At 70.5% G+C, this 13,757-nt stretch carries 14 protein-coding genes; 7 read left to right on the top strand and 7 right to left on the bottom strand.

The window, feature by feature from the left end:
• Positions 1–21 precede the first annotated feature (21 nt).
• On the top strand, positions 22–849 hold the full coding sequence (locus ACFT4A_RS37990; RefSeq protein ID WP_382839963.1) for an SAM-dependent methyltransferase: 828 nt from the start codon (positions 22–24) through the stop codon (positions 847–849).
• A 16-nt stretch (positions 850–865) separates the two neighbouring features.
• Here ACFT4A_RS37990 and ACFT4A_RS37985 read toward each other — a convergent pair whose 3' ends face one another.
• Together ACFT4A_RS37985 and ACFT4A_RS37980 are read right to left on the bottom strand one after the other, a co-directional pair.
• Positions 866–1,780: a helix-turn-helix domain-containing protein gene (locus tag ACFT4A_RS37985; protein WP_382839961.1), complete on the bottom strand. Its 915-nt coding sequence runs from the start codon at positions 1,778–1,780 to the stop codon at positions 866–868.
• Between the two features lie 107 nt (positions 1,781–1,887).
• Positions 1,888–2,118 carry a DUF397 domain-containing protein gene (locus ACFT4A_RS37980; protein ID WP_382839959.1) on the bottom strand — a complete coding sequence of 77 codons (231 nt, stop codon included), beginning with the start codon at positions 2,116–2,118 and terminating at the stop codon, positions 1,888–1,890.
• Between the two features lie 295 nt (positions 2,119–2,413).
• Here ACFT4A_RS37980 and ACFT4A_RS37975 point away from each other — a divergent pair, with 295 nt between their 5' ends.
• From ACFT4A_RS37975 to ACFT4A_RS37950, 6 genes are all read left to right on the top strand, one after another.
• Positions 2,414–2,620, top strand: a complete 207-nt coding sequence (locus tag ACFT4A_RS37975; RefSeq protein ID WP_382839957.1) for a hypothetical protein — start codon at positions 2,414–2,416, stop codon at positions 2,618–2,620.
• Positions 2,621–2,666: 46 nt separating this feature from the next.
• A complete protein-coding gene (locus ACFT4A_RS37970) occupies positions 2,667–3,215 on the top strand; it encodes a hypothetical protein (protein WP_382839955.1) in 549 nt (182 codons plus the stop codon).
• Positions 3,216–3,403: 188 nt separating this feature from the next.
• Positions 3,404–6,139 (top strand): SpoIIE family protein phosphatase, encoded by a 2,736-nt coding sequence (locus ACFT4A_RS37965; RefSeq protein WP_382839953.1) that lies wholly within the window; start codon positions 3,404–3,406, stop codon positions 6,137–6,139.
• A 128-nt stretch (positions 6,140–6,267) separates the two neighbouring features.
• On the top strand, positions 6,268–7,632 hold the full coding sequence (locus ACFT4A_RS37960; protein ID WP_382839951.1) for an FAD-dependent oxidoreductase: 1,365 nt from the start codon (positions 6,268–6,270) through the stop codon (positions 7,630–7,632).
• 148 nt (positions 7,633–7,780) lie between these two features.
• Positions 7,781–8,275, top strand: a complete 495-nt coding sequence (locus ACFT4A_RS37955) for a lamin tail domain-containing protein (RefSeq protein WP_382839949.1) — start codon at positions 7,781–7,783, stop codon at positions 8,273–8,275.
• A gap of 102 nt (positions 8,276–8,377) precedes the next feature.
• Positions 8,378–9,358: an alpha/beta fold hydrolase gene (locus ACFT4A_RS37950; RefSeq protein WP_382839947.1), complete on the top strand. Its 981-nt coding sequence runs from the start codon at positions 8,378–8,380 to the stop codon at positions 9,356–9,358.
• 1 nt (position 9,359) lies between these two features.
• On the opposite strand, the gene ACFT4A_RS37945 is transcribed toward ACFT4A_RS37950, so the two are convergent.
• From ACFT4A_RS37945 to ACFT4A_RS37925, 5 genes are all read right to left on the bottom strand, one after another.
• A complete protein-coding gene (locus ACFT4A_RS37945; RefSeq protein WP_382839945.1) occupies positions 9,360–10,901 on the bottom strand; it encodes an FAD-dependent monooxygenase in 1,542 nt (513 codons plus the stop codon).
• Between the two features lie 101 nt (positions 10,902–11,002).
• Complete coding sequence (locus ACFT4A_RS37940) at positions 11,003–11,377, bottom strand: hypothetical protein (protein WP_382839943.1); 375 nt, start codon at positions 11,375–11,377, stop codon at positions 11,003–11,005.
• A 53-nt stretch (positions 11,378–11,430) separates the two neighbouring features.
• Positions 11,431–11,952: a roadblock/LC7 domain-containing protein gene (locus ACFT4A_RS37935; protein WP_382839941.1), complete on the bottom strand. Its 522-nt coding sequence runs from the start codon at positions 11,950–11,952 to the stop codon at positions 11,431–11,433.
• A gap of 38 nt (positions 11,953–11,990) precedes the next feature.
• On the bottom strand, positions 11,991–12,857 hold the full coding sequence (locus ACFT4A_RS37930; protein WP_382839939.1) for a hypothetical protein: 867 nt from the start codon (positions 12,855–12,857) through the stop codon (positions 11,991–11,993).
• Positions 12,854–13,258, bottom strand: a complete 405-nt coding sequence (locus ACFT4A_RS37925) for a hypothetical protein (RefSeq protein WP_382839937.1) — start codon at positions 13,256–13,258, stop codon at positions 12,854–12,856. The genes ACFT4A_RS37930 and ACFT4A_RS37925 overlap by 4 nt, the downstream gene beginning before the upstream one ends.
• Between the last annotated feature and the right edge of the window lie 499 nt (positions 13,259–13,757).

Genomic DNA, 13,757 nt, shown 5'->3' with positions numbered 1-13,757 from the left:
CGGCGCCTTGCAGGGGGAACGATGCAGTCCGAGAAGCAGTTGTCCACCGAGATCAACGCGAACGTGCCGACGGCAGCGCGCATGTACGACCACTACCTGGGCGGCAAGGACAACTACGCGGCGGACCGTGCCGCGTGCGAGGAACTCGACAAGGTCGTGCCCAGCACGCGCCATCTGGCCCTCAACAACCGGCGTTTCCTCCAGCGCGTCGTGCGGACGCTGTCGGAGGAGCACGGCATCCGGCAGTACCTGGACCACGGCTCAGGCCTGCCGACGCAGGACAACGTGCACCAGGTCGCCCAGCGCATCGACCCCACCACGCACGTGGTGTACGTCGACAACGACCCGATGGTGCTGGTCCACGGCCGTGCGCTGCTGGAGCAGGACGAGCGCACCACCGTGATCCACGCGGACATGCGCGAGACCGACCTGATCTTCGACCACCCCGACACCAAGCGGCTGATCGACTTCTCCGAGCCGGTGTGCGTGCTCTTCAACTCGGTGTTCCACTGCATCCCCGACAGCGACACCGACGGGCCGCTCGCGGTGGCCCGCCGTGTCCGGGAGCGGCTCGCGCCCGGCAGTTTCCTGGTGATGTGCCAGCTGGTCAGCGAGGATGCCGAAGTCCGGGACTTCGTCACGAACTTCATGGACCAGGCCACCCAGGGGCACTGGGGCCGCGTGCGTGAGCCGAAGGACGTCGAGACGTACTTCGAGGACCTGGAGATCCTGCGGCCGGGCCTCGTGGAGGTGTCCACCTGGCGTCCGGACACGGAGGTGGCGCCGCGTCAGCTGACCCACGAGTGGATCGAGTTCGGCGGCGTGGGACGGATTCCGCTGGAGAAGTAGCTGGAGCACCCGCACCTCACGGGTAGCGCTGCTCCATCGCCTGACGCAGCAGTTCCAGGGAGTCACGGGGCTTGAGCGCCTCGTCCGCGAGCCGGTCCAGCGCGATCCGGTACTCCTCCGTCTCGTCGCGGTCCTCGAGGAAGTTCGCGCTCTTGATGTGCTCCAGGTAGACCACGTCGGGCAGATCGAGGCCGCCGAAGCGCAGATACGTGACCGGGATGGCCGGCGCCGAGGCGTTGGTGACGCTGAGCGGCACGATCTGCAGCGTCACATTCGGCCGCTCGGCCATCTCGACGAGGTGCGCGAGCTGTTCCCGCATCACGTCGGTACTGCCCAGGACGCGCAGCAGCACGGACTCGTCGATCATCGCCCACAGTTGCGGGGCCTCCTGCCGCAGCAGCAACCGGGCCCGGTGCCTGCGCAGTTCGACGCGCCGCTCCACCTCGCCGGCCGGGGCGTTGGGCAGGCCGCGCTCCACCACGGCCCTGGTGTAGGCGGGTGTCTGCAACAGGCCCGGCACGTACTGGATCTCGAAGGTACGGATGGTGGCGGCGGCCTCCTGGAGTCCGACCAGCCGGTCGAACCACTCGGGCATCAGCCGCTTGTCGTACCGCTGCCACCAGCCCGGCTCACCGGCCCGCTGCAGCAGCTTGAGCAGCACCGACACCTCGTAGTCGTCGGTGCGGTACAGCTGCAGCAGGGCGCGGACGTCGTTCTCCGTAGGCGGGCGGCGGCCCTTGCCCGACTCGATGCGGGACAGCTTCGCGGGGCTGAACCCGACGGCGCGTGCCGCTTGGTCCTGGGCGAGCCCGGCGTCCTCTCGGAAGCCGGCCAGCTGCACACCGACCAGCATCTTCAGCAGAGTCGGCGCCGGCTCGGGCCTGTCCAGGTAGGGTTCCAGACGGGAGATGCGATGCGACGCGGCGGACATCCTGACTCCCAGCAGACCGGCACAAGGGCGACTAACACTATCGCACCCGGCCGGGCGTCTCCGCATCGGTCCGTAAGCACCCCGCAGAAGTAGGGAGTTGGGCTCCGCTACAGCAGGTGGTCGAACTCGCCGTCCTTGGCACCGGCCACAAACGCCGCCACCTCCGCAGCCGTGTAGACGAGCGCGGGCCCGTCGGGGTCACGGGAGTTGCGCATCGCGATCCCACCGTCGACGAGCGGGGCGACCTCGACGCAGTTGCCCTCGGCATTGCTGTGCCGGCTCTTGATCCAGCAGGCGTCCAACATGCTCGCCCGCACTCCGTTCTGCACTGGTGGCACCGCAGTCTCCTTGCTGTTCTCGTACCCCGCCGCGCACGGCGTGCCCGGCCGTCCAGCCGAGACCGGCCGCATTCCTCGGCCTCGCTCGCCCCGGCTTGCGTACCCACAACGGCTTGATTTTCACGCAATTTCTCGTGCAATTGCACGCGAGCGCCGTCAGCGTGGATAATAGCTGCGGCGTCAACCCCTGTGCTGACGCCGCGTTCTGACGTCGCATCGGGGAGATGCCGTGTCCTCACCTGCGCAGCACGTGCTCCGGCCGCCGAGTGGGGCCGGGGCACAGGCGAGCACCTCGATGCGGGAGACGAGACAGCGGCCCTCCGGCGCCCCGTCTCCCTCGGCCGCCCCGCAGATCCGGTCGCTCGACCACTGCCGCGAGGGTCTGCATCCCGCCCACCTGCCGGAGCACGGCCGGGTCCTGTGCGTCGTCGACGCCCTGTCCGAGGAGTGGGGCCGGACGCCCCGACCTCCGGCGGGCAAGACGATCCGGGCCAGGTCGTAGACCTGACCACCCCTCTGACACGACTGCCGCGGAAAGGCCCCACGCCATGCGCAGCGCTTCGACGGAACACCCGAGCAGCGAGCGCCCCCCACAGCGCCCCGACCTCCCGACCGGGGTGGCCCGGGCCACGCCGCTCACGGCACTGGACCGCGTGCCGTGGGGCGACATCCAGGACTCCACCGGTTCGGCGGCGGCCATCCCCCTCCTGCTCAACGGCATCGCCTGGGGCGACCCCGACACCGCAAGGTCCGCACTCGACGACCTGCGGAAACGGATCTGCCAGTTCGGCTTCGTCGTGGAGCAGGCCACCGCCGCCACGGTTCCGTTCCTGTGGGAGCTGGCGAAGCTGCCGCAGGTGACCTGCCGCGCCCAGATCATCCAGCTGCTCAAGAACATCGCCGACGCCCGGCAGTGGGAGAGCACCGCCGCCGTCTATCCGAAGCTGCTGAACCATCGGGAGAACCCGGTGGTGTGGGAGCGTGCGGCGCGCCAGGCGGTGCGTGCCCGGCGCGGCGAGCTGGGCCGGCTGATGGACGACGAGGACACGGAGATCGCCCGGGCCACGAACGAACTCGCGCGTTCCCTGGGAACCTGAGCCCCGAGGTCCAAGCCGCGGAGATTTTGCGGAAGGTTTCCGATCGGGCCAAAGTGAGGGTACGCGCCCGGCCGCGGACGGGTCCCGGGCGCTCATGGCGCCGGGAGACGTGACGAAACCGTGAGGGCCCGCTGTCACCATGGGTGATGCCCCTCGCCTCGTGGGGCCCGGCAGTGTAGACATGGCACATGGTCCGACTCTTGGGTCGATCCGGGACTCGATCGCCCCTGCGGCCCGGCGCTGCGCCGTCCGCACGGCAGCGGTGGGAGGCGGGTTCGTCGCGGTGGCATCCGACGGCGGGGCTGCGATCGGCCGTGGGCGGACGCAGCGTCGCCGGACAGGTGTTCCTGCTCGTCGTGGTGATCGTGCTGCTGCTGGTGGTGGCCGCGGTGGTGGCGCTGGTCCTGCAGGTACGGCACGACACGACCCAGGAGGCCCGTAACCGCTCGCTCGCCGTCGCGGAGACCTTCGCCAACGCGCCGGGCACCGTCGAGGCGCTGGAGAGTTCCGATCCCACAGCGGTGCTCCAGCCGCGTGCCGAGGCCGCCCGCGAGCAGTCGAAGGTCGATTTCGTCGTCGTCATGAACACCGACGGCATCCGCTACACCCACCCCAAGCCGGACCGCATCGGGAAGAAGTTCGTCGGGACCATCGCGCCCGCGCTGGCCGGGGAGTCGGTGACCGAGGAGATCCGGGGCACCATCGGCCACCTCGTACAGGCCGTGGTGCCGGTGAAGGACCCGGACGGCAAGGTCGTGGGCCTGGTGTCGGCGGGCATCACCACCGAGAACGTGGGCGGCACCGCCGACCGTCAGCTGCCGCTCGTGCTGGCCGCCGCCGCGGTGGCCCTCGCCCTGGCGACGGCGGGCGCCGCGCTGGTGAGCCGGCGGCTGCTGCGCCAGACCCACGGGCTCGGGCCGCACGAGATGACCCGGATGTACGAACACCACGACGCCGTGCTGCACGCCGTCCGCGAGGGCGTGCTCATCCTCGACGGCTCGGGCACCCTGCTGCTCGCCAACGACGAGGCGCACCGCCTGCTCGGACTGCCCGCCGACGCCGAGGGCCGGCACATCCTCGGTCTGGGGCTCGACCCCGGCACCGCCGATCTGCTGGCCTCAGGGCGCGTCGCCACGGACGAGGTGCACCTCGTCGGGGACCGGCTCCTGGCCGTCAACCAGCGGACCACGGAGAGCGCGGGCGGCCCGCCCGGCAGCGTCGCCACGCTGCGCGACTCCACGGAGCTGCGCGCCCTGTCGGGCCGGGCCGAGACCGCGCGCGAACGGCTCAACATGCTGTACGACGCCGGTGTGGGCATCGGGACGAGCCTGGACGTGACCCGTACCGCCGAGGAGCTGACCGAGCTGGCCGTGCCCCGGTTCGCCGACTTCGTCACCGTGGACCTGTTCGACGCGGTGCTGGGCGGCGGGCAGCCGGACGCGGCGGCCGCACTGAGCCGTACGGCGCTGAGCGGGATCCGCAAGGACGCTCCGCTCTACCCCATCGGCGAGCGGATCAGGTTCGTCGACTCCTCTCCGCAGGGCCACAGCCTCGACACCGGGCGGGCCGTCCTGGAACCCCGGCTGGGTGAGGCACCCGGCTGGCAGGCACAGGATCTCGAGCGTTCCGCGCAGATCGTGGAGTACGGCATCCACTCCCTGATCACCGTGCCGCTGCGGGCCGGCGCCCTGGTGCTGGGCGTGGTCAGCTTCTGGCGCTTCGAGAAGCCGGAGCCCTTCGACACGGACGAGCTGGCCCTGGCGGAGGAGCTGGTCGCGCGGGCCGCCGTCTCGATCGACAACGCGCGCCGCTACACCCGCGAGCACAGCATGGCCGTGACGCTCCAGCGGAGCCTGCTCCCCCGGAACCTGCCCGAGCAGGGGGCTCTGGAGATCGCCTACCGCTATCTGCCGGCACAGGCCGGGGTGGGCGGCGACTGGTTCGACGTACTGCCGCTGTCGGGGGCCCGCGTCGCGCTCGTGGTCGGGGACGTCGTCGGCCACGGGCTGTACGCCGCGGCCACGATGGGGCGGCTGCGGACCGCCGTGCACAACTTCTCCTCCCTCGACCTCCCGCCGGACGAACTCATCGCCCTGCTGGACGAGTTGGTCGGCCGCATCGACCAGGACGAGACCGAGGAGGACGGCAGCGCCCCGGTCACCGGCGCGACCTGCCTGTACGCCGTCTACGACCCGGTCTCCCGGCGCTGTACCGTCGCGCGGGCCGGGCATCCCCCGCCGGCGCTGATCCATCCGGACGGCAGTGTCGAGTTCCCGGAGGTGCCCGCCGGTCCCCCGCTCGGGCTCGGCGGTCTGCCGTTCGAGACGGCGGAGCTGGAGCTGGCGGAGGGCAGCCGGCTCGTGCTGTACACCGACGGGCTGGTCGAGGACCGTGAGCGGGACATAGACGTCGGCCTGGACATGCTGCGCGAGGCACTGAGCCGGGCCGGTGAGTCACCGGAGGACACCTGCCGGGTCGTGCTCGACTCGCAGCTCACGGCCCGGTCCAGCGACGACATCGCCCTGCTCGTCGCACGCACCCGGGCGCTCGCCACCGACCAGGTCGCCGAGTGGCCGGTACCGGCCGACCCGGCGGCGGTGGGCGAGGTACGGGCTGCGGTCACCCGGCAGCTGACCGAGTGGGGACTGGACGAGCTGTCGTTCACCACCGAACTCATCCTGAGCGAGCTGGTCACCAACGCGATCCGGTACGGTGACGGCCCCATCCACGTGCGGGTGCTGCGCGACCGCAACCTGATCTGCGAGGTGTTCGACAGCAGCAGCACCTCACCGCATCTGCGGTACGCGACGATGACGGACGAGGGCGGCCGGGGCCTGTTCCTCGTCGCCCAGCTCGCGGAACGCTGGGGGACGCGCTATCTGCCCGCCGGGAAGGTCATCTGGGCGGAGCAGCCGCTGCCATAAGCGGCACTTGGAGGTGCTCATAAAGTTGGCTTATGAGCTCATAGACCGGACCCGCGTACCGACTTAGGCATGCCTTAGTTTAGGCTTCCCGACGAGATCGCTTGTCGCCGCTCGAAGGGAACCTGACCATGCCCCGCCCCCTGCGGGTAGCCATCGTCGGATCCGGCCCCGCCGGGATCTACGCCGCTGACGCCCTGCTCAAGTCCGAGGTGGCCGCCGACCCCGGTGTGTCCATCGACATCTTCGAGCGCATGCCGGCGCCGTTCGGCCTGATCCGCTACGGCGTGGCGCCCGACCACCCGCGGATCAAAGGCATCATCACGGCCCTGCACCAGGTCCTCGACAAGCCGCAGATCCGGCTCTTCGGCAACGTGGACTACCCGTCCGACATCAGCCTGGACGACCTGCGCGCGTTCTACGACGGTGTGATCTTCGCCACCGGCGCGACGGCCGACCGCGCGCTGCCCCTGCCCGGCATCGAGCTCGACGGCTCGTACGGCGCCGCGGACTTCGTGTCCTGGTACGACGGCCACCCGGACGTGCCGCGCACCTGGCCGCTGGAGGCGGAGAAGGTCGCCGTGCTCGGCGTCGGCAACGTCGCCCTCGACATCGCGCGTGTCCTGGCCAAGACGGCGGACGAGCTGCTGCCGACGGAGATCCCCGCGAACGTCTACGAGGGTCTGAAGTCCAACCGGGCCAAGGAGATCCACGTGTTCGGCCGCCGAGGCCCGGCGCAGGCGAAGTTCAGCCCGATGGAGCTGCGGGAGCTGGACCACTCCCCCAACATCGAGGTCATCGTCGACCCCGAGGACATCGACTACGACGAGGGCTCGATCGCCACTCGGCGCGGCAACAAGCAGGCCGACATGGTCGCCAAGACCCTGGAGAACTGGGCGATCCGCGACGCCGGCGACCGGCCCCACAAACTCTTCCTGCACTTCTTCGAGTCGCCGGTCGAGGTTCTCGGCGAGGACGGCAAGGTCGTCGGTCTGCGCACCGAGCGCACGGAGCTCGACGGCACGGGCAACGTCAAGGGCACCGGCACCTTCAACACCTGGGACATCGGCGCGGTCTACCGCGCGGTGGGCTACCTGTCCGACAAACTCCCCAAGCTGCCCTGGGACATCGACTCCGGCACCGTGCCCGACGAGGGCGGCCGGGTCATGCAGGAGTCCGGCGAGCACCTGCAGTCCACGTACGTCACCGGCTGGATCCGGCGCGGCCCCGTGGGCCTCATCGGGCACACCAAGGGCGACGCCAACGAGACGGTGTCCAACCTGCTGGACGACTACGCGAACGGCCGGCTGCAGACGCCCGCCACCCCCGCCCCCGAGGCCGTGGACGCGTTCCTCGCCGAGCGGAACGTCCGCTTCACCACCTGGGAGGGCTGGTACAAGCTGGACGCTGCGGAGAAGGCGCTGGGCGAGCCGGAAGGCCGCGAGCGCGTGAAGCTCGTCGAGCGCGAGGACATGCTGCGGGCGAGCGGCGCCTGACGCCCGTCCTGTAGGCCTGTGGGGCGGGTCCGGTGGCAATGTCACCGGACCCGCCCTTATGCGTGCTTGAAGCGTGTACGATCCGCATGCTTCACCGAATCATCACGCGACCTTCACAAGAGGGTCTTGCAAGGGGGGACGAACGTCCATGCACATACGCCTTGTCGCCACCACGGTGGCCGTTGCCGGAGCCCTGACCGCCCTGACGGCGGTTCCGGCCCAGGCCGCCGAGTACAGCTCCGCACTGAAGATCCGCGGCATCCAGTACGACGCTCCGGGACGCGACTCAAACAGCTGCTCGACGGGGAACACCGACGAGGAGTACCTGACGATCGAGAACTACTCGCGGTCGACGACCGTGAACCTCAAGGGGTACGTCGTCAAGGACGCCGCCGGCAACAAGTTCACCTTCACCGCCGGCCACACGCTGCAGCCCGGTGACCATGTGAAGCTGCGCGGCGGCCACGGGTCCGACTCCGACACGAAGAACGTCGTCTACCGCGACAACTGCAACTTCATGTGGAACAACGACAAGGACACGATCTACGTGTACAAGCCGTCCGGCAGCCGTGCCGACGTGCACTCGTACACCAAGAGCGGCTCCGACAAGGACGGCAACGGGTACATCACGTACCACGGCTGACCTGGCATGAAACTGAGGCCTGTTGCCGTTCCGGCAACAGGCCTCACGTTCTTCCCGCCGGGCGCAGCATGATCAAGGGAGCCGAGTCCCCCGGGAGGATCCATGCCGCAGACGTCCGCCACCGGCCCGACCCACCGTCTGGTGCCGTCACCGGCCGGTCGCACACACCTCGTGGAGCAGGGAGACGGACCGCTTGTTCTGCTGCTCCACGGGTTCCCCGAGTCCTGGTACGCGTGGCGCCACCAGCTGCCGGCGCTCGCCGCCGCCGGCTATCGCGCGGTGGCTGTCGACGTCCGCGGCTACGGGCGCTCGTCCCGGCCCGCGGCGGTGGAGTCGTACCGGATGCGGGAGCTGGTGGAGGACAACGTCGCCGTGGTGCGGGCACTGGGCGAGCGGTCCGCGGTGGTCGTCGGACACGACTGGGGTGCGAGCATCGCCGCGACCTCCGCGCTGCTCCGGCCCGAGGTGTTCCGCGCGGTGGGGCTCCTGAGCGTGCCCTACACCCCGCCCGGCGGCCAGAGGCCCGGCGAGGTCTTCGCCCGGATGGGCGGCGACGAGGAGTTCTACGTCTCCTACTTCCAGGAGCCCGGCCGGGCCGAGGCCGAGATCGAGCCGGATGTGCGCGGCTGGCTGGCGGGCTTCTACGCCGCCCTGTCCGCCGACACGATGCCCGAAGCCGACGCTCCTGACCCGCACTTCGTCGGCCGCGGAGGAAGGCTGCGCGACCGCTTCCCCGCCGGCCCGCTGCCGCACTGGCTGGACGAGGCCGACCTCGACGTCTACGCCGGGGAATTCGAGCGTACGGGGATGACCGGCGCCCTGAACCGCTACCGCAACATGGACCGCGACTGGGAGGACCTGGCCGACTTCGCCGGCGCACCCGTCACCCAGCCGTCCCTGTTCATCGGCGGCAGCCTGGACGCGTCCACGACCTGGCTGGCCGACGCGATCGAGGCCTACCCGACCACTCTGCCCGGCCTGACGACCTCTCACATCCTGAAGGACTGCGGCCACTTCCTTCAGCAGGAACGGCCCGACGAGACCAACCGGCTCCTGATCGAGTGGCTCGCGGGTCTTCGCTGACCTAGAGAGCCAGGCCCGGCAGCCAGCGCTCGAGGTAGGTGCGCAGACCGGTCAGGTCGTTGCCGCGCGCCACGTAACCCACGTATCCGTCGGGGCGTACGAGGGCATGGGTGACGTCCGGCCAGGGGCTGTCCGTGCCCAGGTGGTGCACGCTGAGCAGGTCGTGACGTCCGCGCGGCGGCAATGCCGAGGGCCAGAGGTCGGCAGGGCCGGTGAGCAGGAGGTGGTAGCCCCGTGCGGAGGTGCGCTGGTGCAGTCCGGGTGGGACATCGGGGAGCCGGTCCCCCGCCTGGGGGCCCTGTCGTGGTCGGTGCGGTCCGGTGGTGGAGGCAGGTCCCCGGCGGTAGTGGATGCCGAGTTCGGAGACCGTACGGAAGAGTCGTGCGCGGGGGCCGGTCGTGCGCAGCAGCAGCGGGGCCAGGCGCGGGGCGAGACGTGTGCGGGCGAGCCGGAGGGCCGGGTTGCCGCTCGTGCCGACGGTGAACGCGCGGTCGGTGAGCCTGCGCACGCCGTTGCCGACCGGGGCCCGTTCCGCCTCGTACGTCTCCAGCAACTCCTCGGGCGCCGCGCCCCGGCAGACGTGGGCGAGCTTCCAGCCCAGGTTGAGCGCGTCCTGGATGCCGGTGTTCATGCCCTGTCCCCCGGCCGGGCTGTGGATGTGCGCCGCGTCCCCGGCGAGGAAGAACGGGCCGTGGCGGTAGTGGGTGGCGCCGCGGTTGTGGAGGCGGAAGGCGGTCATCCAGACCGGATCGCGCAGGAGCAGCCGGTGGTCGTCATGGCCGGCGCGGTCGGTGGTCCAGTCGTCGGCGAGCTGCTGGAGGAGGCTCAGTGTCACCTCTCCCCCGCGGGAACCCGGCGGGCGCATCGCGATCATCCGCCAGGTGGCCGGTGTGCCGAGCGGGAAGAAGAACAGCATCCCGGCCGCGGTCATGTACGTGTGCGCGGCGCCCGGCTCCAGCCCGTCGACCTCGAGATCGGCCAGAAGGAACGTCTGCGGATAGGCGTGCCCCTCGAAGGCGATGCCCGCCTGGGTGCGCACGGTGCTGTGCGCCCCGTCGCAGCCGACGACGTAGCGGGCCCGCAGGGTCTCCTCATTGCCGTGCGGGCACCGGAGTCGGCAGCTGACGTACTCGCCCTCCCGCTCGGTGCTCACCAGTTCCGTGCCCCGCTCCACCTTCACGTCCCGGGCGGCCAGCCGGGCCGTCAGGACGGCTTCGGTCTCCGACTGCGGGAGGAAGAGCAGGAAGGGGTACGGGGTGTCCTCGCAGCCGACGTCGAACACCGGCACCTGGAGCTCCCGTCGGGGCAGATGCAGGTGCAGCCGGACCGCCGTACTGCCCCGGTCGACCAAATCGTCCGTCACGCCGAATCCGGCCAGCATCTCCAGAGTTCGGGGCTGGATGGCCGGCGCGCGTGACTCCCGGGCACGGTCCGGTGAGCGGTCCACGATCCGGAACGGGGTGTCGTACGCGCGCAGTTGCGTCGCGAGCGCGAGTCCGGTCGGGCCCGCGCCCACCACCAGCACGTCCAGGGGTGCCGTCATGGCCTCCACGGTAGTCGGGACCGTACGGCAAGGCCGGGGCCCTCCGCCGTGTTGCTCGCGGAGGGCCCCGACCGGTCGAGCGGGCTCACGACGGTGCCGTCTCAGACCTCCAGATCGGTCTCGATCCGGCGGAGCTGGTGGCGGGCCATCGCCAGGTTGGCCCGGCTCCCCTCGAGCACCAGGTAGAGGAACAGTCCACTGCCTCCGCGCCCCTTGATCAGGCGGATGAGGTGGTACTGGGTGTTCAGAGTGATCAGGATGTCCTCGATCTCCTCCTTCAGGCCGAGGAGTTCCATGGTGCGCAGCTTGGCCCGTACGACGTCGGTGTTGCCGGCTGCGGCGACTTCGAGATTGAAGTCCTTGGTGCTGCCGAGCGTGCCGAGAGCCATGCCGCTGGTGTAGTCGACGAGTGCGGCGGCCGTGGCTCCGTCGATGGAGCTCAGGCATTCCTTCAGCGCGGTCTCCGTGTTCGCCATAAGTCAGTTCCTTTCGATCGGTGTTGCTTCGTCGGTCCAGAGGTTCGGATGGCTCAGATGCCGGTCTGCGGGCGTGGCTGGTGGGTGGGCCGCTGCGGTGTGCGGACCGGGAGGGTGCCGATGGGGCGGGCCGTGACCGGGAGCGCCGCGGCGCGGTGTTCGGCGGGCGCGGGCCGGTCGGCGTGGCGGCCGGTGCCCGGTCCTACGCGTGTGGCCACCAGGTCCGCGATCCGGGCGCCGCTGCGGCGGCCCTCCAGGTGGAGGCGGCCGACATTGACGCGGTCCTCGGCGAGGAGGGTGAGAACGGCGGTGGCTCCGGCCGCGTAGGTCGCGACGTAGCCCCGGGAGCCGCGTACCAGCAGTTCGCGGAAGTCGCCGCGGCCGGAGGCGTCGGTCATGCGGTACGCGACACCGAGGGCGGCGGCGGTGAGTGCGGCGAGTCCCTCCGGCTCGGTCTCCGGCACGTCATGGGCGAGGACGAGTCCGTCGACGGTGGCCGCGAGGGAGCCCGTCAGCCGGGGTATGCGGGTGCGGAGCCGACGCAGTTCGTCCAGGACGTCGGTCTCGACGGCCATGAGCATTCTCCTTTCGGCACGCTGTCTTCGCGCGCGGATCACAGTGCCTCCAAGGCGTGCAGGAGCCGTCGCAGCAATGCGGTTTCGGGCTCGTCCGGCGCCACCGGACGAGGGGCGGGGCCAGGCTCGGCGGACGCGGGGGCGGGGAACGGGGAGGGAGCGGGGGCGGCTGTGGCTGGGGCCGCGGCTGTGGCTGGGGCTGTGGTTGTGGCCGCGGCTGGGACTGTGGCTACGGGGACGACCATCCCGGCGGCGGCCAGGCGGCGGAGTTCCACGAGCGTATGGAAGGTGCGACAGGCGAGGGCCGTGGCGATCTGGGCGGCGGTGCGGACGCCGTCGACCTGGGCGAGGGTGCGGCTGCGGCGGGCCGGCAGGTCCGAGGGGGCGGCGTCGGGCACCCGGGCGAGCGGGGCGAGGTCGACGCCGGGTTCGGGCCATATCCGGTGCAGCAGTTCGCGGCGGCGTCTCGACTCGCGCAGGACCGCGTCCACCGGTACGGAGCGGACCGCGCCGAGCCAGTGCGCGACTCCGGGGCGGAAGCGGAGTGCCGGTCCGTCGTGGGCGAGGACGAAGTACGCCGCGTCGAACAGGGCGCCCAGGTGACACAGTTCCAGCGCGCCGGCGGCGAGGTGGCCGCTGTCGACCAACTGCCTGCCGACCCGGCAACGGCGGCCGGCCTGGTCGATCGCCGCCCACCAGCCGTCCGCGGCGAGCGCACCGCTGTGGGTGAGCAGGTCGCCGAGGGCGGGTGTGACGGCGGATTCGACATGGACGACGTGTCCCGAGGCCAGGTAGACGATGCCCGACTCGGTGGACAGGGCGCCGCTCGCACCCTGCTCGGCAAGGGTGCCGAGCAGGGCCGAGGCCGGTTCGTCCGTGCGTGAGGTGCGGATGGTCATGGTCATCCGAGCACCAGTCGGTCCGCCATCTCGGCCAGCCGGATGCGGGCCAGAGCCAGGTTGCCGTCACTTCGGTCGAGCCATAAGTGCAGGAACACGGTGCTGTCGAACGTCGTGCTGACGAACCTGAGCAGGTGGTACGAGTCGGCGTTCGTGATGATCAAATCCTGTACGGGTGGTTCTTTGCCGGACACCTCTCCCTCATCGCCGCCGGCCGGCGCGAGGAGGCCGCTCTCCGTGGCGAGTCGGGCGAGTTCGGCGGTCTCAGCCGCCGTTGCCTCCAGGTCACCGCCCGGTGCGTCACCCACGGCGCCCAGGGCGAGACCACTGATCCAGTCGACCACCGATGCCCCTCGCGCGCCGGGCAACCGCATGGCCTCCAGCAGACTCTCGTCAATTCCGGGCACGCCGAATCCCCCTCCCCTGCACGGCCGTTCCCGCGAACGTGAGCACGACACTACGGTGTGTGCTCGGTGCAGGTGAACGCTTTGGCATTTTCCAAAGGAATGTGCAGTGGAGTGGACAGAGGGGCATGCGGGATCGATCCGAAGCGAGCAGGAGGCGTCCCGCCGCGCTCCGGGACTCTCCATCAGTGTCTTGGCCTGGGCTCCAGGGGGTCGGCCCCTGCGTCCCGCACTCCGCAGCGAGTCGCATGTTCGGGCAGCTTCCGCAGGGTGCCTCAGGACTCATGCTGACCACTTGCTGACTTTTCTGACGGGTAATCAGGTCGACTTGGGGCCCCCACCCGCCCCGAAGGCACTGACCGCGTCGGTACCGAGCGAGACCCACCCCGGCTACCGGGCCTGCGTCACCTAGTACTCCAGCAGCGTTTCGCTATCTGGCCTGGTCAGAGGCATCGTCGGGAGTGTACTTGGCTGCTGGCATGTCAGGGGCGGTCTTGCCGGA

Source organism: Streptomyces sp. NPDC057099, assembly GCF_042671245.1.
Taxonomy (GTDB): domain Bacteria; phylum Actinomycetota; class Actinomycetes; order Streptomycetales; family Streptomycetaceae; genus Streptomyces; species Streptomyces purpurascens.
This window is presented reverse-complemented; position numbering and strand designations above follow the sequence as displayed.